Raw genomic sequence first — 25,625 nt, forward strand, 5'->3', positions numbered from 1 at the left:
CCCGCGAACCTCCGCGGCTATATCGCTGCGTACGCCGTGACGACGCAGGCCCCTCCCAATCCGAGATTGTGCTGAATCGCGCGCTTGGCGGCATCGACCTGACGCCGCTCCGCATTGCCGCGTAATTGCTCGACGAGTTCGAAACATTGCGCGAGGCCGGTCGCGCCGAGCGGGTGCCCCTTCGACAAAAGCCCGCCTGAAGGGTTCATTACCCAGGCGCCGCCATAGGTATTGTCTTCATCGCGCACGAGCTTTTCGGCTTCGCCTTCGCGGGCGAAACCGAGCGCTTCGTACATCACGAGTTCGTTGACGGTGAAGCAGTCGTGAAGCTCAACAACCTGCGCGTCGCGCGGGCCCCAGCCGGCCTGCTCATAAGCCTTCTGCGCGGCCGCCGCTGCCATCTTCGGGCCGATGAGCGCCAGCATACTATCCGTATCGAACACATCGTCGTGATCGGTCTCGAGCGCCTGCCCGACGATCTCGACACGGGGTGTAAGCCCATGCCTGCGCGCGAACGCCTCCGTACACAGCACCGCCGCCGCGCCGCCACAGGTGGGCGGGCACGCCTGCAGCCGCGTGATCGGCGGACTGAGCGGCGGCGCGGCCATCACCTCTTCCAAGGTGATCGGCGTGCGAAACAGCGCCTTGGGATTGTTTGCCGCGTGCCGCCGCGCCTTCACCGCGATCTGCGCGAACGTTTCTGCCGACGCGCCATAGCGCTGCTGATATTCCTTGCCCGCATAGCCGTAGAATTCGGGCAGATACGCGCCATCCGTCTGGCCACCGGCGGCGGCGAGCTTTTCAAGATGCCGACCGAGCGGCACCGGACGATCGCCATAGGCCATCAGGATCGGCCCCGCCGCCATCTGATCGAACCCCACCGCCAGCGCGCATTCCGCCTGACCCGAGAGGATCGCCTGCCGGGCCAGAAAAAGCGCTGTGGATCCCGTGGCGCAGGAATTGGTGACGTTGAAGATCGGCACGCCGATGAGGCCAAGCAGATAGATCGCGCGCTGACCCGCCACGGAGTCGCCGAACACATAGCCGGCATAGACGTGCTCAATATCCCGGTAGCCGATCCCCGCATCCGTGATCGCGGCAAGCGCGGCATCCCTGCCGAGTTCGGTGTAATCGGGACTCCTTCCGGGCTTGTAAAAGTCCGTCATGCCCACGCCTGCGACCAGCACTCTCGTCATAACGGATCTCCTTCTTCGCCCCTCTCAGAGGCCTTGTGTTTCGCCAGCCGCCCCGCTCGACCAGGGGCGCAGTGGAATATCGATGAAGCTTGCGTCGGCGCCGCCGACATCGAGGCTCCAGATCGGATCGCCCGAGGTCGGATAGCGCGCGAATGTGTCCCGATCCGCGCCCGCCAGCAGCAGCACCAGCCGATCCCCGGCTGCGATGCGCGCTGCTACCGGGAATGCATCGAAGACGACGTGCGCCATTTCTCCGGGCACCATCGGCTGGACATCCGTGCGTCGGAACGAGCGCTCCAGCGCGCCGCCCTCTTCACGCACGCGCCGATGCAGCACGCGGAGCATCCCTTCCGTGAGATAGATCAAGCGGCCGCCTGGGCGCTGAACGGCGAGATAGGCGAACACCGCCCCGTCTTCATGCGTTGAGCTCAGCGTCAAGGCGATGCGCGGTGCACCTGCGAGCTCAAAATCCTGCGTGAATGGGGCGGAGGTGAAACGTGCCAGCGATGCATCTTTGTGGGGCCAGCCCGCGTAATCGGGAATGACACCGGTGTTGGCGGTCCAGCGATTGGCCGCCCCCGTCGTCGCATTGAAATCGACTTTGTATGAAGCCGTGGTCTCCGATGCGTCGGGTTCGTCGCGCAGATCGCTCTCACCGAGATAGAAGCGACGTGGTTCGACACCGGCGGGCGGCCACACCGGGGTTTGCCGCCACGCATCGGACCCTAGGATCGCGTATCGGATCGAGCGTGTCGCCGAGCCGGCAAGCGCACGGTCTGCGAAATCCGCGAGAAGCTCGAATTGCCGCTGCACCGAGGGAACCGGCTGCTGCGGTTGCGGCTTGAACGGATCGGCGCCAGCGTAAGCACCATGCGATGCCGCGGTGATGCGCACCTCCACCGGCACGCCTTTCGAAAGCGCGAAACGCTCCAGCGCCGATTGTGCGGTGCCGGCATCGAGCCAGCTGCCCCACACCTGCGCCGGAACACCGGCAGCGCGCACAGCGTCTGCGCGCGCGACTGTCCCCATGCCGGCGATGGAGAAATTCCGTCCGGGCAGCGGATCGTCCGCGTAGGTGACACCGAGCAGATCGATATCGAGCCGCGCATTGGCAAGGTGGTCGCGCAGCGCCGTGCGCGCTTGCACGAAACGGTCATCGCCATCGACCGGTCCGATGTGGATCATACCGGCACAGGCGGCCGCGTCGGCGATGCAGGCCACGCTGCGATCTCTGCCCGCAACGGCCGAACCCCAAAGATCGCGCATCATCGCGTTGGCGACTCCGCCCGGGAAGAACAGGTGGCGATAAGGATCGCTTTCGGCGGAGCGCACGATCGCGGCGCGGATCGCAGGCTCGCCCAGCGTCGTGCCGAGATCGGCGGTATCGGCGCTGTACGAGAGCCCCATCAGCACGACCGCGCCGTTGCTCCAGCTTTGCGAAGCGGCCCAGCGGCTGATCGCGCCGACATCCGCGATCTCGGTATCGCTGAGTTCCGCCTCGCGCACGCCGCTCGACACGCCGCTGCCTGCGGAATCGAACACAACGAGCGCATAGCCGCGCTGCGTCCATTCGTTGGCGAAGTGCGCTTTCACTTCGCCGCGGCGGCCATAGCGGCTGCTCACCACCAGCGTCGGCACGCGTTCGTTCGCCGCGTGCCGGGGAAGATAGAGATCGACCGCAAGGCGGTCGCCGCCGGAGCCTTTGACGTAGAGCGATTGCGCGCGCGCAGGGAGGTCCGCCGAGGGATGATCGGCATGTCGCACAACCGGCCCGGCGACCTGCGCGCACGCAGATATGGCCGCGAGGGCAAGCGCGCTCGCCATCATGAGGGAAAGGGAGCGGACGCCGCGCATCTTCAGTTCACCAGGCGTTCGGCGCTCGCCCAATAGCGGGCGCGGAGTGCTTTCTTGTCGGGCTTGCCGAGCGGCGTCAGCGGCAACTCGGCGACGAATTCCACGCGCTTGGGCGCACACAGCGTCCCCTTGGCGTCGCGCACGCACGCGATCAGAGCGGCGGCATCGGCAAAGTCCGCGCGTCGCGGCACGACGACAGCCATCACCGCCTCGCCCCACTTCTCGTCCGGCGTCGCCACCACGGCGGCAATCGAGACTTCGGGATGGCGGTTCAGCACTTCCTCGATTTCGCGCGGAATCACATTGAAGCCGCCCGAGATGATCAGGTCCTTTTTTCGGTCCTCGATGAAGAGGAAGCCGTTCTCGTCCATCCGCCCCATATCGCCGGTGCGCAGCCAGCCGCCGCCCATCGCTTCGTCGGTCGCGTCGGGTCGATTCCAGTAGCCTTCCATCACCAGCGGACCGCGCACGCAGATCTCGCCGATTTCGCCCGGCGGCACCGGATCGAGATTGTCGTCCATCAGCGCCACCGACGTCGCGGCGCTCGGAAACCCGCACGACTTCAGCATGTGCGGGCGCGTGAGATCGTGATCGGCCTTGCCGAGCACGCTGATAATGTTCGGGCATTCGATCTGGCCGTACACCTGCACGAAAATTTGACCGAAAGCCTCGATGGCCTTGGCGAGCTTCGCCGGCGACATCGGCGAGGCGCCGTAAACCAGCGTCTGCAGCGGGCCCGCTCCGCGCTCCCAGATCTCCGGCCGATCGAGGAGCACATAGATCATCGTCGGTACAAGGAAGGTCGACGTGATGCGATGCGTGTGCAGTTCGTCCACGAACCGCACAGGATCGAACTTGGCGCGTAGCACGAGTTCACCGCCGCGCAGCAGCGTGGGAAGAATGAACAGGAACGACGCATGACTGATCGGCGTCACTGCGAGAAAGCGCATCTCCTGCGGCAATTCGCATTCGCTCGTCTGCAGCAGCAGATTGGTCACGAGCGAACGGTTCTTGTGCACGACGCCTTTCGGCCGCCCGGTGGTGCCGCCGGTATAAACGACGAACGCGGGCGTATCGCCGCCCGCCACCGCCTGCAGCGGCGCGGGTTCAGCCGTTTCCGCCGCGGCTTCGATGCTCGGCGCATAGTCCTGCCCGCCGAACGACATCGTGCGCACGCCGGGGCACTGCGCCGCCACCTCGCGGCCGTGCTGCGCGAAGTGGCGATCGTCGACCAGGAAAAGATCGATATTCGCGTCCTGAAGCGCGAACGCATGATCCTCCACATTCGCCTTGGGATGGAGCGGCGTGTAGCGCATACCGAGCATCAGCCCGGCCGCGAGCGCGACGACCGCTTCAACGCGATTGGCGGAGAGCAGAGAAAACGCGCTGCCCGGCTTCATCCCCGCGGCAAGATAGGCACCGGCGTAGCGACGCATGTGCTCGCCCATCTCGCGATAGGTCATGGCGCCGTGATCGTCGCTGAGCGCCACCCGATCGCCGAAGCGGCGCACAGCGCGCACGAACAGTTCGCCTAGCGTGTTGGAGGTGTGGATATCGTCGTTCATGAGGCTGTCCCGTCGAGGCTGCGCTCGAATGCGCCCAGGGCATCGTCGATGATGTCGACGAGCCGATCGATATCCGCGCGCGTCGAGATCAGCGGCGGGCACACCATGAACCACTCGCCGAACTGCCCCCCGCCCGTGCGCCGATGCAGCATGGCGAGCCCGCGCTCCATCATCAGATGCTCGATCCGCGCGGGCGCATTCAGTTCAAACGGATAAGATTGTCTGGTGTCCTGATCGGCGACGATTTCGATCGCGAGCTGCAACCCGCGCCCGCGAATATCGCCGAGGGATCGCCGCCGCTTCTGCACGGCCCTCAGCTGATCTTCGAGATAGACGCCTGCCGCCGCACTCTTCGTCACGAGATCGCTTTGCACCAATTCGTCCAGAACCGCGCAACCGATCGCGCAGCCCATCGGGTTGGCGACATAGGTGTGGCCGTGCGCGAAGCCGCCCATGGCGCGCAGTTCGTCCACCAGCGCCGAAGAGGTCACCAGCGCGCTGATCGGCGCATAACCGGACCCCAATCCCTTGCCCATGGTGAGTATGTCGGGCGCGGCGCCCGGGAAATAGTGCGAGGCGAGGAATTTGCCGCAGCGCCCCGCACCACTCATGATTTCGTCGTGGATCAGCAGCACGCCGTGGCGATCGCAGATTTCGCGGATGCGCCGATAATAGCGATCCGGCGAAACCAGCGCGCCGGTGGATGTGCCCCCGACGAGTTCGACGATGAAGGCCAGCACCGTCTCCGGCCCTTCGCGCCTGATCGCCTCTTCGAGCGCTTCGGCGCAATAATCGACGTAGGAATCCGCGTCGAAGCCTTCCGGCGTGCGATAGATGATCGGCGCCGGGATTTTCGGCATCGGCACCATCATCGGCCCGAACAATTTCTCCATCACCGGATCGCCGGTGACGCCGAGCGCCCCGAGCGTTGCACCGTGATAGGATGGCATCCGGCTGATGACCTTATGACGGCTTGCCTCTCCGCGCGCGATGGCGAGCTGCCGCGCGAACTTCAGCGCTGCTTCCGTTGCCTCCGAGCCGCCATTGAGGAAATAAGCGGAATCGAATTTGCCTCCGCAGAGTTCGGCCAGCCGGCGCACCAGTTCCTCATCGGGCCGGCTTTCCCAGATGCGGGCGTATGCGAACGTGATATTTTCCATCTGCGCGCGCATGGCGGTGAGCACCCGCGGATGGCTGTGGCCGAGCGCGGTCACCACGGCGCCGGACGAACCATCGAGATAGGCCTTCCCGTCCTTGTCGAAGATGTAGACGCCTTCCCCACGCACCGCGATGGGGAATGAAGGCGTGCCCGGCGGCGAGATAAATCCTTGTGCCGACAGGCGCATCAGTTCGGTTCCTTGAATGAGGAAAGATCGGCCTGGAGCTGGCGCCCGGCACGGTCTGCCAGAAAGCGCTCGATACCGATGTAGGCCATGCCAACGGCGAACCCCGTGGCGGAGTTGAGAATCAGCGGCAGCGCCATCGCGGGCTGCGCGAGCAGCGAAGTGACGATGAAGATCGCCAGGCCTTCCTGCCGGATGGCATGTTCGCACACGATGGCGGTGCGTTCGGCGCGCGCCACGGAAAAGAGGCGCGCGAACAGGAATCCGGTGGCGACCATGATCAGATTGAGCGCCAGCACGGCGGGCCAAACGAGCGCGACAGCCTCCACGAAGGTCTCGCGCTGCTGCCACATCAGCAGCAGAAAGATCGCGATAATGACGACCGCCGCGATATGGCGCAGCGGCGCCTCGATCGCATCGCGCACGCGGGGCAGATGCGCCCGCACAAGCATACCAAGCGCCACTGGCAGCAGCGAGATACGCGCCACCGAGACGATCGCCTCCAGCGGTGAAATGGAAACGTGTTCGGCGCCGCCCATGAAGATGGCGTAACCAAGGGCCAGCCACAGCGGCGCGAGTACGCCATAGGCGACCGATCCTGCCGCGGTCATCGAAATCGAGAGCGCCAGATCGCCGCGCCCCCAGAAGGTCAACAGGTTAGAGAGCGTGCCGCCGGGGCAGGTCGCGATAAGATAGATGCCGACCGCGAGCACAGGCGCCGCCCCGCTCAGGTGCGCAACGCCAACGCCGATCGCAGGCACGATCACGAGCAGACACGGCAGTGCTACGAGCAGCGCCTTGGGCTGACGCACGATACGTACGAAGTCGTCCAGCCTGAGCGCCAGCCCGAGCGAGAACATCATGGCCGCCAGAGCGATCGGCAGAACGAGGTCGTAGACTATCACCACGGGCGTAGGCCCCTCACGGTGACCACCAAGGGCCTGCCACTCCACCTCGCCCGTCTCTGGAAACGCAAGGAAAGCGGCGGAAAGTGTCGCTTGATGCTGTTCATCGCCCCCAATGCCCCTCTTGCATTTTTTATACTCATACCTCATCCTCACATTTAAGCAAATGGTATAAAGCGGGTGGGACGCTGACGTGTCGTGGGGCCAAGCACCCTGCCGTTGACCGCGCGGACGCGGCCCAAGCTGCACCCACGCGAAGCAAGGGGAGAGCTGCGATGTTTGTGCGGAATTGCTGGTATGTCGCGGCGTGGTCGCATCTGCTTCCAGTGGGGACCGTGATCGGTCGGCAGATTCTGGACGAGCCGATCGCGCTCTACCGCACCGAGTCGGGTGCCCTCGTTGCGATGGAGGATCGCTGTCCTCACCGGCTGGCGCCGCTATCGCTGGGATGCGTGCAGGGGGAGCACTTGCAATGCCGATACCATGGGCTCACCTTCGACACCGCCGGCCGCTGCATCGGCGTGCCCGGTGCAGAGAAAATTCCGCCGGGCGCCAACGCACGCACATTTCCCGCTGTCGAATGCGATGGCTGGATCTGGGTCTGGGTCGGCGCGCCCAATCTCGCCGACGAAGCATTGATCCCGCGCGGCTTCGATCTCGCTGACCAGCGCTTCACCGTGCGCTATGGCGAGATCGGCTATGCGGCCGACTACCAGCTCGTGAACGACAATCTATGCGACCTCTCGCACCTCGATTTCCTGCACAAGACAACGCTCGGCGGCGCAACGTCCGGCGGCTGGTCAGACCAGCCGCCGCGGGTGACCTCGCTTGAGCGCGGCATTCGCATCGAACGCTGGCTGCGGGACCGGCCCGTCAGCCCCGGCGGCACGGATCTCACGGACATCTGGAGCTGCTACGATTTCAGCGCGCCCGGCATTCTCGTCATGCGCACGACCTTCTACCCGCGCGGTGCGGCGGAGCGGTGCGGCTTGGCCCCACCGTCAGACGACCTTGCGCCGCTGCTGCGCCGCGTCGATCAACAGGCCGTCACACCCACCGGCGAGAAATCGTGCACCTACCTGTTCGCCGCAGGCTTCGAAGGCATGACGCCGTCGCCCGTGGCAATGGAGCGCATGTACAAGATCGTCATGGATGCGTTCGCGGAAGACCGCACGATGATCGAAGCCCAGCAACGCATCTGGGATCTGACGCCTGCCCCACACAGGAACGCGTTCCTGCCAAGCGACAAGGCCCCTCACCTGTTCCACAAGATGCTGGCGAGGCTAGTCAATCAGGAGCTGAATGCTTCAAAATAGATTTTGGGGCAACCGGCGATCGACGTTCGGCGCAGGTAGAAGAAACTGTTCAAAGAAATATGCCAGCTCTCGGTGATGACCGATCGGGAGAATCTCGGAAACATACTGGTCCGGACGCACCAACACGATGCAGCCCTGGCCACGATCGATTCCTCGCATTTCGAATACATCGAACCCACTCTTCAAGTCCGCGCAAAAGACCTTTTCGTAATCGCACAGACCATAGCGCCCCTTGTTCGGCCGCAACAGAGACGGCATCCGTTGGAACGCCAGCTCGCGAAAACCCTGTTGGAGCACCGCGCGGACATCGATCACTGAATCGATGTCTTCGCCTGATCGGGTAAATCGCCGCACCGGGGATACGTCGGATGTCGCGAGAAATTCACACAATTGGTGAACCGCTCTACCAGACTCGCCGCTATCCGCCTGTCCCCCGAAGATGAATATCCGCCACCGTCCATCTGCCTCAATGGAATGACCAAGTTGCATGGGCATGGCATCGGCGAGCCGGATGACCGGAGCGGAATGGAAGCGTTTTCCAATCGGGAATCCCGGCGCCAAATGCTGATGCTGACCCGTTCCCGTGAGGGCGGAGGGTTCGTATCGCACCGTCAGACCAGCCGTGAATTCACCGTTGGCGATGAATTCGCGTTGAACGCGCGGCATGGCGCTGTTCGTATCTTCATCCGACCGATTGCCGACCACGCGGGACCATTTGTGGTCAAAATCGACCAGGCTCTTGGCCGCGGCGCGGCGCTCGGCCGTGTAGCTGTGCAAAAGACTGGGGGCCGCTCTACCCGTCAGGACCGCTAACAGCTTCCAGCCGAGGTTGAATGCATCACCCATCGACACATTCATCCCCTGCCCCGCCTTGGGGCTATGAGTGTGACACGCATCCCCCGCCAGCATGACCCGCGGCGCGCGGGTCTTGGTCTCGTCGACCGGCACGTCGTCGAACCGATCCGTCAGCCGGTGGCCGATTTCATAGATCGACCACCAGACGACCTCTTTCACGTCGAGGCTGTGTGGCGAAAGAATCCGCTTTGCCTTGGCGATGATGTCGTCGACGGTCATGCCCCGGTCAGCGACACGCTCGCCTTCGGTCAGACGGTCGAGTTCGACGTAGAGACGCACCAGATAGCCGCCCTCGCGCGGGAGCATGAGGATGGACCCCTCCCCCGCGGACTGGATGATCGCCTTCATGCGGAAATCCGGAAAGTCCGTGACGGCCAGAATGTCCATCACGCCCCAGGCCTGATGCGCGGCGTCACCATGCAGCGCGCCGCCGATGGCCTGACGAACGCTGGAACGCGCACCGTCGCAGCCGACGACGTAGCGGGCCCGAACCGTCTGCGCTTCGCCTTCCCGCCCCGGCGAAGTCCGTTCCAGCGTCACCGTGACGGGATAATCATCCGCCGCGGTATCCACTGTCAGGCCGGCAACTTTAAGACCGTAATCAGGTTCGAGCCGGCTGGGCGCGTTCCTCATGACATCCAGGAACATGTCATGCACGCGTGCCTGATTGATCAGAACGTGGGGCATTTCGCTCAGCCCGTCCGCCACATCCTGCACGCGCCCTACACGCCGAATATATGCCGGGGTGTCGGCATCCGGCCCCCAGAAGGTCGTCTCGTTGATCCAGACGGACTCGCGCTTGATCTTCTCGGCGAAGCCGAACGCCTGAAACATTTCCATTGAGCGGACATTGATTCCGTCCGCCTGCCCCTTTTCCATCGGCCCCGATTTCGGCTCCACGATCATCGTCCGGATCGACGGCTCGCGCGCAAGTTGCGCGGCAAGGCACAAACCGGCGGGGCCGCAGCCCGCGATGAGAACGTCCACCATTTCCGGCAAAGGCATGCCCCGATCGCGCACCGTTGCGGCAGCGTGAATGTCGGGGTCCCCAGGGCGAAAGCCGTTGAGATGATACTGCATCACCACGTTTCCTGACATGTGCGAGAAGCAACGATCCGGTATTTGATATGTACACATATTATTTCTTGTCAACCGGAATGATAAGTGAACTTTCTAATTTGCTGGTGCTGCGCTATCCCGCTGAATGCGCGAGGCGGTGAATGGAAGGCGGGCGGTGCAAGTTACAGAAATGGCAGGCCACCTGATCCGCAGGTTGCATCAACACTCGACCCAGGTTTTCGCCGCCCGGACGAAAGACGCGGGGTTCGAGATCACACCGGTCCAGTTCGCGGCTCTCGATGCGATCAACGACAGCCCGGGGATCGATCAGGCCGGCGTCGCGGAACGGATCGCCTATGACCGCGCGACCATAGGCGAGGTGATCAATCGGCTGGTGGCAAAAGGCCTGGTTGAGCGCGCGATCAACGATACCGACCGGCGCGCGCGCGTCCTGCGCCTGACGGCCGATGGGGTCGAAACATTCGAGGCCTTGCTGCCGGTGGTCAGTGACCTTCAAGCCGCAATCCTGGCGAACCTTCCGGCGAGGGACCGAGCGGCTTTCCTGTCCCTTGCCAGAAGCGCGGTCGGCAATCTTTGAGATTCGCCGAACCGCGCGCGTTGTGCTGGCCCCGGAAAATGCCTTGAAAGGTGCGTCTTTCGATTGCCATGCGGGAAAGGTGCAGTATTACGTTTTGGACTGAGGGAGTTGCACGTGAACGCGAAAGAAAAAAAGCGGGACCGACCACGCGGGGAGCATCGCACGTCTGCTGCCAATCGGCAAAAGATACTCGAAGCGACGCTCCAGGTCGCGCAGGAATACGGCTATCAAGGCACGACAATCCCGCGTGTCTCGCGTCAAGCGCAGTTGCCGAGTGGAAGCGTTTACTGGCATTTCGAGAGCAAGGACATTCTCTTCGCCTCGCTGATGGAACAAAGTCAGGAGTGGCTGGCCGGGTTTCATCGCAAGCGTCGCCCGCTGCCCGGAGAAACCACCCGGCAGCATCTCGAGCGGATCTATTGCAACGCTCCGGACAGCGAAGCCTTGATCACGCAAGACTTCTGGCGGCTGGGTGTCATCCTGAGCGTCGACCAGTCCGTCCGCGAACAGGTATCCCGACAGCGTTTTCTTGATCTGCGTAAAGCAGTGTTGGAAGAATACACCTACTGGTATCGGCAGACGCTGCCCACCGAATTGCAGGAGCGCTGTCCCGACCGTGCCTACAAACTCGGCAAATTCACGCTGATTTGCACGGACGGCAACCTGATCATGAATGCTTCTGGCGACAGCCTGCCCGGCTATCTGCGGATGGCGGGCATCAGCCTCATCAGTCTGGCCGAAGCTCCGCCTGACGCATTGTAATCGGAAGCTTCAACGCGCGATCAATTTTCAAACAGGGTCGCGATGCTTTTCGCGGCTTCCCGCAGGTCCGGTAAATATTTCGCACAAGCGTCCTCCAGCGTGATCGCGGAGGTTGGGAAAGACGTGCACAGCGCGCCAACCGCGGTGGAATAGACGATCACCGGCAGCGCGATGGTCGTGGTCCGTTCCGGTTCGCCGCCGGAACGCAGTGCATAACCCTTTTTAGCCGCGATCGCGATCCGGTCACGCGCGGCGGATAGCATTTCGTCAAATCCATCATCGCGCATCTGGTGCGATTGCAGGCGCGTAAGGATGGCGTCCCGCTCCTCCTCCCCGCAGTGCGCCAGATACACGCAGCCGGATGCGGTCGACAGGATCGGCAGGCGCAGCCCCGTGCGGCCCCTGTCGAACACGAACGGGTTATGGTGCCGGGTGGTCGCCTGAATCACCATCATGTCAGCTTCGGGCGTGGCAAAGGTGTGAGGCCAGCGGATACGCTTCTGAAGCATCTGCAGGACCGGCATGGCTTGTTCGGCCATGCGGTGTTCGGGCCTGTACCCGGCGCTCAGCGCCAGAATCTGCGAGGTGAGGCGGACCGAGCTGTGTCCATCGACCCGCTCCACATAGCCGAAACTGCACAGGTTATCGACAATCCGGTGCACGGCGGGCCGCGAGATACCGGTCGCCCGGTGAAGATCGACAACCGTGCAAATCCCGAGATCGTTGATCGATTCGATCACCGTCAGTAACCGCCCGTCAATTGCCATTTTTCAGTCCTCCCCGCTGCGCCCCTGTTCAAGTCCTTTTTCCTTTTGTCGTCCTCAAACCGGAGTATGCATCATGACCGCCCGCTCAGCTATCCGGATTGTCTTCCAGGAAGCGGTGGACCATCGAGCTAAATTCCTTGGCGTGTTCCAGCTGCAGCCAGTGGCCGCAGCGGTTGACGATCAGCGCGCGGGAATTGCGGATCATGCCGGCGAGGCGGATCGCATGCGTAAAATGCGTGACGCGGTCGTCACGGCCATGCATCAGCAGGGTCGGCGCCGTGATGGACGGAATAAGCTCCTGGTTGAGCCGCACCATCGGCCCCTTCCCGTGCCCGCCGATCCAATTGTCCACATGGGCCTTCTGTGCCAGCGTATTGTTCAGGCGTTCCTGGATCAGTTCGTCCGTCACGTTCGACGTATCGAAGGTCATGATGTTGGTCAGCGCGCGGATGGTTTCCATGCTGGGTTCGAAATAAGCGCGTTCCAGCACTTTCACGCCTTCCGTCAATCCGGCCGGCTCAAACATTCCCGGAACGCCGGACGGCGAACCCATGGTGATCAGGTGCGAGACAAGGTCAGGCCGTTCGTAGGACAGACGAATCACGGAGGCCCCGCCCATCGAATTGCCCACCACTGCCGCGCGGGCGATCCCCAGCGTATCGAGCAGTTCGGCGAGCGCGCCGGAGTTGTCGCGATCTTCATAGGTGACCGGCTGTGAGCGCCCCCAGCCCGGCAGGTCCACGGCCAGAACCCGGAAGAACTGCGACAAATAGGGAATGTTGGGGTTATAGTTGCTCCAGCCCGAAGCGCCCGGTCCGCCGCCGTGAACCAGCACCAGTGGGTGCCCCGAGCCCGCCTCGTTGTAATGGATGTCCCAGTGCTCAGTACGAACGCGCTTGCTCGTGCTTTCGTAGCTCAATCCGACCATGATTCCGTCTTCCCTCCCCGCGTCCGAAAATCGGACAACTCAATGGTTTTTCGCACGAACTACCGGTTTGCACTGGCCTCCGCACCAAAATGGGGCTCCAAAAAAGGCCGGCGCGTGGTGACAAACACCTCCCGAACGTGCAAAGACGATAACAGATTCCAGAATGACGGTTCAACAAAAATTCGAAGCCGTTTGACGACGGCCGCAACTGGGGAGATGGAGCAGAGCATGACGCAACCGGCAAATCTGCCACAGGCATCGGTCATGCGCCGGCGCGCCATGTGGTCGAGCTACCTCGGCTCGGCGGTCGAGTATTATGATTTCCTGCTCTACGGCATCGCGGCGACGCTGGTCTTCCCGAAGGTCTTTTTCGCCCTTGATCCCAAAGTCGCCACGCTTGCATCGTTCGCCACGCTTGCGGTCGGCTATGTCGCGCGTCCGCTCGGCGCCATCTTCTTCGGCCATTACGGCGACCGGGTCGGCCGGAAGAAGATGCTGATGATCACGCTCTACATGATGGGCGTATCGAGCTTTCTGATGGGGCTGCTTCCCTCCTACGCGATGATCGGCGTGGCCGCGCCGCTGGCCTTGATTGCGCTTCGGTTGGTCCAGGGGTTCGCTGTCGGCGGCGAATGGGCGGGAGCGACGTTGCTGTCCATGGAGCACGCGGGCAAGAAATCCCGCGGCTTTGCCGCTTCGATCGTCGGCTCGGGCGCGCCGTCCGGCGCAGTCATGGCGACGCTCGCGTTGATGCCGTTCGCAGCGATGGAAGAAAGCCAGTTCCTGAGCTGGGGCTGGCGTATCCCGTTCCTGCTAAGTGCGGTGCTCGTGGCGCTGGCCGCTTATCTCAGGCATTCGGTGGCGGAAACGCCCGACTTTCTTGCCATGCAGGAAGCACAAAAGGCTCAGCCCCCGCAGAAGCGGGAAATTCCCTTGCTGGTTGTGCTGCGCTGTTATCCCTGGCCGCTGTTGAACGGTGTGCTCGGCAGCCTCGCATGCCTCGCCATGACCACGCTGACGGCCACGTTCATGATCAACTTCGCGATTATTGTGGGGGGGCACGCCCAATCGAAGGCGCTGGCCATGTTGACGATCGTGAATGTCATCCACATCTTCGCCATTCCCGCTTTCGCGATCCTGTCCGACAGGATCGGTCGCAAGCCGGTGATGATTGCCGGAGCGCTCGCCGGGATGACGTTGATCTTCCCGATCTTCCACCTGATCACTTCGGGCAGCACCTGGGGGCTCCTGCTGGGCCTGATGCTTGCCAACCCTGTCATTCACGCAATGATGGGCGGGCCGATAAGTGCCTGGCTGGGCGAGAAGTTCGCGGCCGACATTCGCTACAGCGGGATGGCGGTGACATTCCAGGTGGGCTCGACAATCAGTGCCGGGTTCGCCCCGCTCGTTGCCACCTGGCTGCTGATGCGCAGCGGCGGAACCGATCCCACCTATGTGGGCGTATTCTTCGTTACGCTCTGCGTGATTTCGATCATGGCGATCCTCTTCGCGCCGGAGAGCTTCCGCAAGACGCTTGACGTGACCACCAACGCACCCGGCGGTGGCGACAACGAACCTGCCGGGCAACAGAACCAGGCGAGCACGGCTACCTGAACAGACGGGCGAGCCTGTCCAGTCTACGGACGCATGAACCGCAGGCGTTTCGCCGGACAGTTCGATTGCACAAACAGTCTCCAATGCGAACGGGTGTCACCTGATTCGTGAAGGACAAATTCGAGGGGCGAGATGCACAGACTGGCGAGCAAGGTCGCGATCGTTTTCGGCGCGGGGCCGAACATCGGCGGCACGATTGCCCATTTTCTTGCCCGCGAAGGGGCCAGCGTGGTGGTCTCCGACATCCACATGGAAGCGGCTGAGGAAACCGTCGCGTTCATCCGCGGCAAGGGCTTCGTTGCCCACCCGGTGCAGGGAAATGCCACAGTCGAAGCCGACGTCCGGCGGATTGTCGCAGTCGCGCTGGAAACCTATGGCCGCGTCGATGTCGCCGTCAACATGGCTGGTCGGGTACATTGGTCGCACCTTCTCGATATGGACATGGACGACTGGAACGAAGCCGTCCTCAGCTTTCCCACCGCCGGTCTGCTGACCACGCGCTACACTGCGCAGGCAATGATCGATGCCGGGCATGGCGGATCGATCATTCACCTGCTGTCCACCGCTGCGCATTTCGGCGAAGCGGGCGGCACCGCCTATACTTCATCCAAAGCCGCCCTGCTCAGCTTCGCTCGGTCGGCGGCGATGGATCTCGCCCACCACGGCATCCGCGTGAACACTGTCACCCCTTGCGCGATGGAACATCAGCTGTGGACCCTGATGCGGGGCGAAGTGAGCGATCCCGACTGGCAGCGGCCGGACAACATGGCGTTCTACTCGCGCGACGATTACCTGAAGATGCTGCCGCTACAGCGCTTCCCGCGCGCGTCGGATCTGGCCTGGGCCACGGTGTTCCTCGCCTCGGATGAAGCCGAGATCATTACGGGAATCGACATACCGGTCGATGCAGGCCTGCGGCACAAATATCCGACATGGACGCCCGGCGCGCACACCGGAGTGAACATCAGGGACTTTGCGGAGAAAACCTACGTCACGCGCTACGGCGAACCTCAGGAGAAGCTTGTTCCAGGCTCTTTCCCCGAAGGCGTACGGCGTGATCCGAGCACTCAGGAGAAATGACGATGAGCGATGCCACCACCCCGCTTCCGATGAAGGAACGTCTGCGGCAACTGCATCTGACCGGCGCGGAAACGTCGATGGGCAAGCTCCTGCGCAAGTTCTGGCAGCCGGTCGCAATTTCCGAGGCGCTGATAGCAGGCAAGGCGAAAACGGTAAAAGTGATGGGCGAGACCCTGACCCTCTATCGCGGTGAAAGCGGCAAAGCCCATCTCGTCGGCGGCCATTGCCCCCACCGCCTGACCTTGCTCGCCAACGGCTGGGTCGACGGTGATGAAATCCGCTGCATCTATCATGGCTGGCAGTTCGACGGCACAGGCCAGTGCACGCACCGCCCGGCAGAACCGGACACACGGCAACCGAACATCCGGGTCGCCAGCTATCCGACGCACGAATATGCCGGGCTGATCTTCGCATACATGGGCGAAGGCGAAGCGCCGGAATTCGAACTGCCGCGCAAATCCGTCTTCGAGCGTCCCGGAGCGCTGCAGTTTGCCCGCCTCGAAACCTGGCCCTGCAACTGGCTGCAGCAGGTGGAAAACTCCCTCGATGCGGTTCATGTCAGCTTCGTGCATCACTGGGGCACCGTCGGCTCGTTCGGCAAGGTCGTCGCCTCGACCGTACCGGAGCTGTCCTACGAGGAAACCGACGCCGGCATCCGCCAGACCGCCGTGCGTTCTGCCGGATCGAAGCGCGTGTCCGACTGGACATTCCCCAACAACAATCACGTGTCGCACCCGACGCTCGAACCCGATGATCCGTGGGTCGACGTAGGCGTGTGGATGACGCCGGTGGACGACGAGAACACCATGCGGTTCCTGATCTATTCGATCCCGTCGACCGACCCGGCTACCGATGCGCGCATCCGCGAATATTTCGAGACATATTCGGAATACAACCCCGCCGATCACCATGATGAGCTGTTCTCCCAGAACAAGATACCGGACGACAAGCTGGTCCAGCTGACCTCCGCGCAGGACTATGTCGCGGCTGTCGGTCAGGGCGCGATCGTCGACCGTTCACAGGAAAAGCTCGGCCGTTCGGACATGGGCATCGTCACGCTGCGGCGAGTCTACTGGCGCGAGATGGAAGCCATCGAACAGGGCAAGCCCGGCAAGCCGTGGAAGCGCCTGCACCACGACGCCCATATGCCCAAGCAGGTGAACGAAACCGTTTCCTGACGGACTCTTCGCCACGGCGCGGATCAGACGCAGCTGGAGATATCAGTAACCATGTACGAAACCATGCCTGATCAGAATCTGCCGGAAGAGCTGATCCAGTTCCGCGACAATATCCGGCGCTTCGTGGACCGCGAACTGCGCCCGTTGGAAAAGCAGGTTACGATCGAAGGCAAGCTTCCCAGGGACGTGGAAGCGGCGGTCGCTGCCAAGGCACAGGCAGCCGGTTTCTGGCTGATGGACGTTCCGTCGGACTTGGGCGGCGCGGAACTGGGTCTGCTGGCGCTGGCTATCTTCTGGGAGGAAATCGCGCGGACGACTGCTGTTTCCGCGCGCGACCACGCGATCTTCGGGCCCACAATCGGACCGATCCTGCTGTCGTTGCAGGGCGACATGCGCGAACGATATCTGATGCCGGTCGTGCGCGGCGAACTGAAGGCCTGCTTCGCGCAGACCGAGCCTGATGCGGGGTCCGATCCCGGCTCGATGCGCACCCGCGCGATCCGCACCGATCGGGGCTGGAAGATCACTGGCAACAAACGCTACATCACGAAGGCCGCAACGGCCGACTTCGCGCAGGTCATGGCCGTGACCGACCCGGAAAAGGGCGCACGCGGCGGGATTTCCTGCTTCATCGTCGACATGGACACGCCCGGCGTGACGATCGGCCCCGCCGAAATGACGATGATGGGCGACACGCCCTATGAAATCATTTTCGAGGATGCGGAAATCCCCGCCGGGAATCTGATCGGTGGGGAGGGCATGGGCTTCACCCTCGCCCAGAACTACATCAACCATGGACGCATCCGGCACGGCGCCCATTCCTGCGGCGCGATGGCGCGCTGCCTTGAAATGACAGCGGCCTATGTCAAACAGCGCAAGACCTTCGGGGCCATGCTTGCGGACCGACAAGGCGTGCAATGGATGCTGGCCGACGGCTACATGGCGCTCCACGCCACACGATTGATGGTTCACGACGCGGCGGCAAAGCTGGACCTCGGCCGCGATGCCCGGGTTGAGACCTTCATGGCAAAGATCACCGGGGTTGAGAACGGCTTCAAGGTCATCGACGACTGCCTGCAACTGCACGGCGGCATGGGCCTGACCCGCGAAACGCCGCTCGAACGCTATTGGCGCGATCTCCGCAGCTTCCGCATCACCGAAGGGCCGACCGAAGTTCTGAAGACCACGATGGCGCGTTCGATCCTCAAGAATGCAGGTCAATAATGGACGATGTCCTGAAGGATGTTCTGGTCGTCGAACTCGGAACCATGGTGACCGCACCGCTCGCGGGCATGATGCTGTCCGATATGGGTGCGCGGGTCATCAAGGTCGAGCTGCCGGAGACCGGCGATCCCTTTCGCGCTCACGGCGGCGGGCGCTACAGCCCTCCATTCGTCGCCTACAATCGCGGCAAGGAGAGCATCCAGCTGGACTTGCGCTCGCCTGAAGGACTGGCCAACCTCTCCCGCCTGCTCAACCGCGCCGACATCGTTCTGGAGAATTTCCGTCCGGGCGTGATGGAAAAGCTGGGCCTCGACAACGACCGGTTGCGAGCACTGAATCCGCGCCTCATCCGCGCCTCGATCACGGGTTTCGGAAACGATGGCCCGTACAGGGACCGCCCCTCCTACGACAGTGTGCCGCTCGCGTTATCCGGCTTGTCGTCACTGATGCTGGACCCGCAGGATCCACGGATGTCGGGGCCGACCATCTCAGACAACATCACCGGAATGTATGCCGCGCAGGGAATTCTGGCCGCGCTGCTCCGCCGCACCCGCACAGGCACCGGCGGGCATGTTGAAGTCAACATGCTCGAAGCGGCAATTTCGTTCATGCCCGACGCATTCGCGCAGTTCAGCAGGGCCGGGATCGTATCAGGCCCTGAGACGCGCGTGCGCATTTCCCAGGCCTATTCACTGCGCACGCAGGATGGATTGCTGGTGACTGTCCACGTCTCGTCGGTCCAGAAATTCTGGGAAGGCTTGCTGAACGTCATTGGACGGCCTGACCTCGCGCAGAACGAACGCTTTGCGACGCCTGCCGCGCGCACGCAGAACTATTCGGCGCTCCGCCAGATCCTGATGGATATTTTCGCAACACGCAGCCGCGAAGCCTGGGTGGCAGCGCTGGCGGCGGAGGGCGTTCCCGGCGCCCCTGTCAACCGGGTAGACGAAGTGGCGGACGATCCGCAGGTCCGGCATCTCGGCACCTTCGCCCGCACGATTCATCCGACCATGGGCGAGGTCATCGGGATAAAGAGCCCAATCCGGCTCGACGGTACACGGCGCGACAATCCGCCACCACCGCCCGAACTCAACGCCGATGCCGCAGCGGTCGCGGCGGAGTTCGGCTTCGGTTCGTAGCGGCGGAGCCGATCAGATCGTGAACTGTTCGAAGGTCGCCGGGTGGAACATATCCTCCGGTGTGACCAGCCTGGATGACAGCCCCTGCCGATGATGCTGGGCGAAGAAGTGCTCTAGCACGTGACGGTTCTTTTCGATTCCGTACGTCCAGAAATCTTCCCCCATCAAGGCCATGTCGGCGTGCAGACGTTCATCAACGAACGGCATCGTGATCTTGCAGGCTGACGTTTCCCGCAGCCGCTCGAGACAAAGGTCTTTAGCCTCCGAGAATGCCTTCATTACCGCGCCGGGCAGCCACGGATGAGCATCGGCTATGCTGCGGCGCACCCCCACGATATGCATGATCGGGAAGATTTGCCGCCGCTTGTAATAGGAAATCGCCTCCAGCATCGGATCGTCGAACAGCCAGCCGACGTTCGCCCTATCTCCGGAAATATCAGGAGCGCGCGGGGCGATGTAACCGTCGATCTCGCCATCCGCGAGCAGGGCCGAGATCGTCTTGCCTTCCGGCGCGTCGATCAGGCGGATCGATGGCGGCAGGTCGAGCTTGATCTTTTCCGGCCGATCCGCATCGGAAATCCCGCCCCGTACCCAGGTGATATCCTCCGGCGAGACACCATAGTCCTGCTCGAGGAACGCGCGTATCCACACCATCGCGGTCAACTGGTACTCCGGCAAACCGACCTTCTTACCCTTCAAATCCTCCGGCCGCTTGATCCGGTCCTTGCGCACATAGAATGCGGAATGGCGGAACATCCGCGACAGGAAGGCCGGCACGCCGACATAGGGTAATGTTCCATTCGCGGTCTTTACGGTCGACGATGACAGCGACAGTTCGCAGATATCGAATTCGGCGTGGCGAAAGGCGCGGAAGAATATCTCTTCCGGCGACAATTGCATGAAGACCGGATCGACGCCGTCGATCTGCACATCTCCGTCGAACAGGGGACGGCAGCGATCATAGTTCCCCACCGCCACCGAAAGCTGCAACTTGCTCACCGCACATTCCTTGCGTCGTCATAAGCAGAATGGATAGCGACCGTCATGTCGGCGATACCGGCGATGCCGCAGGTGATGGTGTCGCCGGGCGTAACCGGCCCGACGCCTTCACAGGTGCCGGTCATGATGATGTCGCCCGGATAGAGCGTATAGAACCGCGAGGCATAAGCGATCTGCTCTGCGATGGGCATGATCATCCGCGACGTGTTCGATGCCTGACGCAGATCGCCATTGACGTGAAGCGAGAAATCGAGCGCCTGGGGATCGGCCACTTCGTCCGCCGTGACCAGCCAGGGACCAAGTACCGCATAGCTGTCACCCGACTTGCGCAGGCTGCGGTCTTCCGGCCCGCGCACCACCATGTCGAGCGCAATGGCATAGCCTGCGATGACCGGCAGCGCTTCCTCTGCCCCGATATTGCTGACCTTCCGCCCGATCACCACGCCCAGTTCCATCTCGTGATCATTGCGACGGTCGGGAAAGCGCAGCGTAATGCCCTCCCCCGGGCCGACGAGCGCACTGACCGCCTTCAGGAAAAAGCCCTGCTGTTCGATGCTGCCGCGGAACCGATCCGAAAAGGTCGCGACATCGGATTCCGCTTCGACGACGTGCTCGTGATAGTTCACTGGAACGCCGATGATCTTGGACGGGCGCTGCACCGGCGAAAGGAAGCGGGCATCGGCAACCGCCTTGGCCGATGCTCCTGGCAAGGCTGCGAGAATTGCGGGCCTCAACAGTTCGAGATGGCTGATCAGAGGATCGCCTCGCCCTCCCATCCACGGCTTCTGGGCGGCAGGCAGAACGGACAGTGCCGCACTGACGTCGTAGACCTTGTCGTCCTGGACAAGACCCAGCTTACCATCATCATACACTGCAATTCTCATCGCGCGCGCCGTTTCATTTCTCAGACTGTTTCTTCATCGAGGATGCCCAGACGGCGCATCACGTCGCGGTCGGACAGGATGAACAGGTGGGCTTCAGCACTGGTCGCCACGTGGCTGGCGACATTGCCCTGCGGGATGGTGAAGAAGTCCCTTTCCTGCCACGCGATCACCTTATCGCCGATCGTCGAACGACCAGAGCCGGCGACCACGACACAGGCGGCGCTGGCGTTGCTGCGAGAACGCGCGGTCTCCCTGCCCTGCTCCAGCGCCATCATGGTGCAATCGAGCAGCGCCTGTGCCTGGCCGCCCGTCGTCGGATTGGAATAGCGGATGGTACGCGACCCGTCGGCTGCGCACGGCGTACTCGCCAGTGCCTTTTTTGCCTCAAGATAGGGATAGCGGAACACCGGCGAGTGGTTTGCTTCCGGCAGCGCGCTCGCGGGCAGGAAACCCACCGCCGAAAGTGCGCCATCCGGCACGACGGCCGGCATATCTGTCACTGGCGGCGGCTGGAACCGGCCCGTACCCAGATAGCTGTGCAGCGGCACGTCCAACGCATCGAGCCAAAGCACCGGCGCATCGCCTTCATGGCGATGCTCGTGCCAGCACCATGCGGGCGTCAGAATCAGATCGCCGTATTCCATCGGGCACGGCTTGCCATTGACCAGCGTGGTCGCGCCGCTGCCTTCCAGAACGAAGCGGAGTGCCCCCATCGAATGCCGGTGAGGCCGCGCCGTTTCGCCCGGCAGCAAACACTGCACGCAGGCCAGCATCGTGCCGACCGTGTATTCGTCCTCCGGCGATTTCGAATACGGCGTCAGGTATTGCAGCACCCGCCGCTCGACCACGTCGGGCGACGTCGCACTGAAGGCCTTCTCCAGAAGAGGACGGGTCTTCGACCATTCCCACAGGTGCGCCTCCTGCGGAGGCGCCGGCGGCCTGTGGGCAGTCGGGCTCAGCCAAAGCGGCGCGAGATTATGGGCGCGCCACTGTTCAAGAACCTGCCCATCGATTTCATTCGACGCCATACGGCATCCTCCCGCAAGGTTCAGACGATCACACCCCGCGGCACGGGCTTGCCAAACATATAGGCAGCCTGCGCGGCATAGACCGGCTCGTCCACGTTGCAGGCGTGACACATCGCAACCGACATATCGCGATAGAAGCGCTGGATCGGACTCGATATGCGGGCTACGTTTCCGCCGACATTGGCGAACACCTTGTGCGCCGCCTCTGCCGCGCGGCGCACCGCACGGACCTGGTTGCGGCGAGCCTCATGCTGCATCGCGTTCGGAACCGTACCGCCCGACAGGGCAATGTCGTAGGCTTGTTTCAGCCCGTCGAGCAGGTGCAGGCGCGAAGCCGCGATATCCGCCAGAGCAGAGCCGAGCGCCGCCATCTGGAAGGGGTTATCGATCGACTTTATTCCACCGCGGTTGACCCGGCCTTCCGCATACTCCTGATAACGACGAACCACGCCTTCGGCGATCCCGATGGTTGATGCAGAAATCACACCCGGGAAGAGATAGTCGAACGGCACCTCATAGAGAGCTGAATGAGGTTGATTGGCGCGATGGTAGTCCCGGTTGTTGAGTTTCTGGACGTTGATAGCGCGGTAATCGGGCACGAAGACGTCTTTCGCTTCGATGTCCTTTGAACCCGTCCCGCGCAGGCCCATCGTGTCCCAGCTGTCTTCGTGGATCACATAGCTGCTGCGCGGCATGATGAAATGATGCGGTTCGGTGAACGCGCCCGAACCCGCCTCGGTCTCCGCGAGACCGCCCACGACAGCCCATTCGCAATAATCGGTGCCGGAGGAAAACGGCCAGCGTCCGGTCAATTGCCAGCCGCCTTCCACACGGCGCGCCTGACCCAGCATGGCATAAGGCGAGGCGGTCCATGTATCGACATCCTTGCCCCAGACCTCCTCCTGCAAACGCGGATCCGTCTGCGCGAATTCGAACGAGTGCAGCCCGACGACGCCGCCTACCCAGCCGGCCGACGGCGCATTTGCCGCAAGGTCCATGATCAGCCGCGCGAATTCTACCGGATCACCTTCCAGCCCGCCGTATCTGCGCGGCTGGAAGATACGGATGATCCCGCTGTCTCGCAGGATTTCGTGGGTCTTGGGCGTCAGCTTGCCAAGATCGTCGCACGCCACGGACTCCTCGACGAGGACCGGCATCGCCGCCTCGATCCGGCCCCGCACGTCTGCAATGGTGATGATTCCAGTCTCTTCCGCTACGGCGGCTTTCGAACCCTGCATTTTCCCGTCCTCTTGATTCAATGCCGATATCCGGCTGTTTTCAGGTCTTCGGATTCACTGGGATTTTCCCGGAACCGGCGGCTTCAATTTCCGACAATCATTGCAGGCGGCAGGTCGGGGCGCAGTTCCTTGTGTCCCCAGAGCGATGTGCGAGAGTAGGTTTTCGGTTCCCACAGATCGTCTATGGCGATGCCGCCGTACCCGTATTCGATCCGCAGGACCGAAGGTGAATAGAGATAGGCCGACACCATCCTGTCGTTGGTATGGCAGCCGATCGACTTGCTGACCGGTACATCTGTCTCGACGCAGCGATCCACCGCGATCCCCACATCGTGCAGGGAATTGACTTCCAGCATCAGGTGATGCGCCCCGCGCATGCCGGGCGCCGGACTGCCGATGGCCAGCGAATGGTGGCGCCCGTTGCAGTGATAGAACAGCAATTCCCGCGTGCCGTCCATGATGCAGTCCGACGCGTTGAATCCCATGACTTCGCGATAGAACAGGTCCGCCGCGCGCAGATCCGGCACCAGCAGAACGATGTGCCCCATACCCTGATCGCCGGTACGAAAGCCGCTCATCGGCCTTCCCGGAACGAACGTGCCCGGAGACACGTACTGGCCCCAGCTGAGTTCGTGGCGGAAGCCCATCGGGTCGGTGAACCAGTAATAGCCCCTGACCCGCCGCGCCGCCGCTTCATCCGCATCGGCCCTGTGCAGCTTCGCCCCCCCAGCCTCGATCACCGCTTTCAACTCCAGCGCTTCGCGTTCATCGGAGAGGCTCCAGCCGATGTAGGCGATATCGTTATGGATGCCGGGGTGAACCCAAAGGCGGCAATCCGCGTCGTCCATGCGGAACCGGGCCGCACCGTCCGCGCCGTCGTCGATCGCATGAAGTCCAAGGATATCGGACCCGAAGGTCCGCCATTCGGTCACGGCGGGAGTGTTCAGCCCAAGATAAGCCATCGACCGAATCATCTTTGTTTCCTCCCTGAATAAAGACTACTCTAGATTTTGAATTCTAGAAAATGAAAAATTGAATTCGGCACATCTGTCTTTGCCGTGCAGCGTTCAGCCGCGTCGGCAGGGGATTGCGCGAAACAGGATGTTGAAGCTGGCGGTTCAGCCCGCTGCCGGAATCGGGCCGGTCACGCCCTCAAGCGCCGGATCGCCGGGGAACGCATCGTTCAGAATCTTTTGACAGACTTTGGTCGTGGTCGACGGGTCCGCCTTGATGATCGCGCGGATATCATCGAACTCGACCCCGGCGGCCGTTTGCCGTTCGGCCGGGGCCTTGCCGAGGCCGGCATTATAATAATAGTCCCAGTACATCGCGCAGCGGTTTTCCGGTGGCAGGTCGCCTTCCTTGCAGCCGGCGAGCAGCAACGCCAGGGCGGCCGATGACAAAACGATCTTCATTGCCTACCGCCTTTCTCTTCCAGGCGATTTCGCTCCGCGCCATAGATGGAACGCCAGCCCGGCCCAGGCGATGACCAGCGAGAAGATGTCGTAGTATCGCAGCGGCCGGTAAACCGCATAACCCAGCCCGGTTGAACCGATGAACACAGCGAGGCTGAGCGCCACGCATGCGACGATTACGGCGACTTCGGGTTTGCGCATTACAGTCCCCCTTCCTCGCGGATCTTCTCCGCGTAGTTTTCCTTGTAGGCACGGCTGGAATTCCACAGCCACAACGGTTCCAACCGCGGCTTGAGCGCTGCCCCCAGGTAACCGCTGTACGCCAGCAGCAGCACGCCGTTCAGGAACAGTTCCTGCGGTCCGGTGAACAACTGGCGCGGCGTGGCGACAATGAAGGTATTCAACCAGAAAATATTGATCGTGGCCGGCATTTCCAGAATCAGCGCAAGCAGGACAAAACGGTTCGTCAGCAACATGATGCCGAATATGAATTCCATGTACTTGACCGCCTGATACAGGCCGAGCGCCGCATTGGCTGCGGCCCACTCCCCGCCGATCCCCGGAATTTCGGGAACATAGCCGGTCAAGATATAGCGCCCTCCGGAAAACAGCAGATGCGCACCGAAGAAAAAGCGGATCCACGTTATGATGTAAAACATCGTCTTGTTCTGGGCCACG

24 protein-coding genes are annotated in these 25,625 nt (G+C 62.5%); 8 read left to right on the forward strand and 16 right to left on the reverse strand.

Annotation, left to right across the window (positions count from 1 at the left end; translation table 11 throughout):
* Window positions 1–17 precede the first annotated feature (17 nt).
* Genes ACE3TJ_RS06655 through ACE3TJ_RS06675 form a run of 5 tightly spaced genes read right to left on the reverse strand, consistent with a single transcriptional unit; the run spans window position 18 to window position 6,866 of the window.
* A complete protein-coding gene (locus tag ACE3TJ_RS06655; RefSeq protein ID WP_374595090.1) occupies window positions 18–1,196 on the reverse strand; it encodes a beta-ketoacyl synthase N-terminal-like domain-containing protein in 1,179 nt (392 codons plus the stop codon).
* Window positions 1,197–1,220: 24 nt separating this feature from the next.
* Window positions 1,221–3,050: a CocE/NonD family hydrolase gene (locus ACE3TJ_RS06660; RefSeq protein ID WP_374595092.1), complete on the reverse strand. Its 1,830-nt coding sequence runs from the start codon at window positions 3,048–3,050 to the stop codon at window positions 1,221–1,223.
* A 2-nt stretch (window positions 3,051–3,052) separates the two neighbouring features.
* The gene (locus tag ACE3TJ_RS06665; protein ID WP_374595094.1) at window positions 3,053–4,615 is read right to left on the reverse strand and encodes an AMP-binding protein; all 1,563 of its coding nucleotides are present in this window, start codon (window positions 4,613–4,615) and stop codon (window positions 3,053–3,055) included.
* Entirely contained in the window at window positions 4,612–5,961 is a 1,350-nt protein-coding gene (locus tag ACE3TJ_RS06670) for an aspartate aminotransferase family protein (protein WP_374595096.1), read from the reverse strand. The genes ACE3TJ_RS06665 and ACE3TJ_RS06670 overlap by 4 nt, the downstream gene beginning before the upstream one ends.
* Entirely contained in the window at window positions 5,961–6,866 is a 906-nt protein-coding gene (locus ACE3TJ_RS06675; protein ID WP_374595098.1) for a bile acid:sodium symporter family protein, read from the reverse strand. The genes ACE3TJ_RS06670 and ACE3TJ_RS06675 overlap by 1 nt, the downstream gene beginning before the upstream one ends.
* A 272-nt stretch (window positions 6,867–7,138) precedes the next feature.
* Here ACE3TJ_RS06675 and ACE3TJ_RS06680 point away from each other — a divergent pair, with 272 nt between their 5' ends.
* Window positions 7,139–8,179, forward strand: a complete 1,041-nt coding sequence (locus ACE3TJ_RS06680; protein ID WP_374595100.1) for a Rieske 2Fe-2S domain-containing protein — start codon at window positions 7,139–7,141, stop codon at window positions 8,177–8,179.
* Here the strand turns inward: ACE3TJ_RS06680 and ACE3TJ_RS06685 are convergent.
* A complete protein-coding gene (locus tag ACE3TJ_RS06685) occupies window positions 8,171–10,114 on the reverse strand; it encodes an FAD-binding monooxygenase (protein ID WP_374595102.1) in 1,944 nt (647 codons plus the stop codon). The genes ACE3TJ_RS06680 and ACE3TJ_RS06685 overlap by 9 nt on opposite strands.
* 169 nt (window positions 10,115–10,283) lie before the next feature.
* Here ACE3TJ_RS06685 and ACE3TJ_RS06690 point away from each other — a divergent pair, with 169 nt between their 5' ends.
* Together ACE3TJ_RS06690 and ACE3TJ_RS06695 are read left to right on the forward strand one after the other, a co-directional pair.
* Entirely contained in the window at window positions 10,284–10,691 is a 408-nt protein-coding gene (locus tag ACE3TJ_RS06690; protein ID WP_374595104.1) for a MarR family winged helix-turn-helix transcriptional regulator, read from the forward strand.
* Between the two features lie 114 nt (window positions 10,692–10,805).
* Window positions 10,806–11,453 (forward strand): TetR/AcrR family transcriptional regulator, encoded by a 648-nt coding sequence (locus tag ACE3TJ_RS06695; RefSeq protein ID WP_374595106.1) that lies wholly within the window; start codon window positions 10,806–10,808, stop codon window positions 11,451–11,453.
* Between the two features lie 20 nt (window positions 11,454–11,473).
* Here ACE3TJ_RS06695 and ACE3TJ_RS06700 read toward each other — a convergent pair whose 3' ends face one another.
* Window positions 11,474–12,220 carry an IclR family transcriptional regulator C-terminal domain-containing protein gene (locus ACE3TJ_RS06700; protein ID WP_374595108.1) on the reverse strand — a complete coding sequence of 249 codons (747 nt, stop codon included), beginning with the start codon at window positions 12,218–12,220 and terminating at the stop codon, window positions 11,474–11,476.
* An 85-nt stretch (window positions 12,221–12,305) separates the two neighbouring features.
* Window positions 12,306–13,148, reverse strand: a complete 843-nt coding sequence (locus tag ACE3TJ_RS06705; RefSeq protein WP_374595110.1) for an alpha/beta fold hydrolase — start codon at window positions 13,146–13,148, stop codon at window positions 12,306–12,308.
* 228 nt (window positions 13,149–13,376) lie between these two features.
* On the opposite strand from ACE3TJ_RS06705, the gene ACE3TJ_RS06710 reads away from it, so the two are divergent.
* The 5 genes from ACE3TJ_RS06710 (at window position 13,377) to ACE3TJ_RS06730 (ending at window position 19,383) form a co-directional block, all read left to right on the forward strand.
* The gene (locus ACE3TJ_RS06710; protein ID WP_374595112.1) at window positions 13,377–14,762 is read left to right on the forward strand and encodes an MFS transporter; all 1,386 of its coding nucleotides are present in this window, start codon (window positions 13,377–13,379) and stop codon (window positions 14,760–14,762) included.
* Between the two features lie 132 nt (window positions 14,763–14,894).
* Window positions 14,895–15,842 carry an SDR family NAD(P)-dependent oxidoreductase gene (locus ACE3TJ_RS06715; protein WP_374595114.1) on the forward strand — a complete coding sequence of 316 codons (948 nt, stop codon included), beginning with the start codon at window positions 14,895–14,897 and terminating at the stop codon, window positions 15,840–15,842.
* 2 nt (window positions 15,843–15,844) lie between these two features.
* On the forward strand, window positions 15,845–17,020 hold the full coding sequence (locus ACE3TJ_RS06720; protein ID WP_374595116.1) for a Rieske 2Fe-2S domain-containing protein: 1,176 nt from the start codon (window positions 15,845–15,847) through the stop codon (window positions 17,018–17,020).
* A gap of 51 nt (window positions 17,021–17,071) precedes the next feature.
* On the forward strand, window positions 17,072–18,244 hold the full coding sequence (locus ACE3TJ_RS06725; protein WP_374595118.1) for an acyl-CoA dehydrogenase family protein: 1,173 nt from the start codon (window positions 17,072–17,074) through the stop codon (window positions 18,242–18,244).
* Window positions 18,244–19,383 (forward strand): CaiB/BaiF CoA transferase family protein, encoded by a 1,140-nt coding sequence (locus ACE3TJ_RS06730; RefSeq protein ID WP_374595120.1) that lies wholly within the window; start codon window positions 18,244–18,246, stop codon window positions 19,381–19,383. The genes ACE3TJ_RS06725 and ACE3TJ_RS06730 overlap by 1 nt, the downstream gene beginning before the upstream one ends.
* A gap of 12 nt (window positions 19,384–19,395) precedes the next feature.
* On the opposite strand, the gene ACE3TJ_RS06735 is transcribed toward ACE3TJ_RS06730, so the two are convergent.
* The 8 genes from ACE3TJ_RS06735 to ACE3TJ_RS06770 form a co-directional block, all read right to left on the reverse strand.
* On the reverse strand, window positions 19,396–20,382 hold the full coding sequence (locus ACE3TJ_RS06735) for an ABC transporter substrate-binding protein (RefSeq protein WP_374595122.1): 987 nt from the start codon (window positions 20,380–20,382) through the stop codon (window positions 19,396–19,398).
* Window positions 20,379–21,254 (reverse strand): fumarylacetoacetate hydrolase family protein, encoded by an 876-nt coding sequence (locus tag ACE3TJ_RS06740; RefSeq protein WP_374595124.1) that lies wholly within the window; start codon window positions 21,252–21,254, stop codon window positions 20,379–20,381. The genes ACE3TJ_RS06735 and ACE3TJ_RS06740 overlap by 4 nt, the downstream gene beginning before the upstream one ends.
* Window positions 21,255–21,286: 32 nt before the next feature.
* Window positions 21,287–22,294 carry a cupin domain-containing protein gene (locus tag ACE3TJ_RS06745; protein WP_374595126.1) on the reverse strand — a complete coding sequence of 336 codons (1,008 nt, stop codon included), beginning with the start codon at window positions 22,292–22,294 and terminating at the stop codon, window positions 21,287–21,289.
* 20 nt (window positions 22,295–22,314) lie between these two features.
* Window positions 22,315–23,532, reverse strand: coding sequence for a hydroxylase (locus tag ACE3TJ_RS06750; protein WP_374595128.1), 1,218 nt, complete (start codon window positions 23,530–23,532; stop codon window positions 22,315–22,317).
* Window positions 23,533–23,615: 83 nt separating this feature from the next.
* Complete coding sequence (locus ACE3TJ_RS06755) at window positions 23,616–24,506, reverse strand: VOC family protein (protein ID WP_374595130.1); 891 nt, start codon at window positions 24,504–24,506, stop codon at window positions 23,616–23,618.
* Between the two features lie 144 nt (window positions 24,507–24,650).
* The gene (locus ACE3TJ_RS06760; protein WP_374595132.1) at window positions 24,651–24,947 is read right to left on the reverse strand and encodes a hypothetical protein; all 297 of its coding nucleotides are present in this window, start codon (window positions 24,945–24,947) and stop codon (window positions 24,651–24,653) included.
* Window positions 24,948–24,950: 3 nt separating this feature from the next.
* A complete protein-coding gene (locus tag ACE3TJ_RS06765; RefSeq protein WP_374595134.1) occupies window positions 24,951–25,148 on the reverse strand; it encodes a hypothetical protein in 198 nt (65 codons plus the stop codon).
* A complete protein-coding gene (locus tag ACE3TJ_RS06770) occupies window positions 25,148–25,624 on the reverse strand; it encodes a hypothetical protein (RefSeq protein ID WP_374595136.1) in 477 nt (158 codons plus the stop codon). The genes ACE3TJ_RS06765 and ACE3TJ_RS06770 overlap by 1 nt, the downstream gene beginning before the upstream one ends.
* Window position 25,625: the final 1 nt, after the last annotated feature.

The organism is Sphingosinicella sp. (assembly GCF_041916975.1).
In the GTDB taxonomy this organism is placed as follows: domain Bacteria; phylum Pseudomonadota; class Alphaproteobacteria; order Sphingomonadales; family Sphingomonadaceae; genus Sphingosinicella.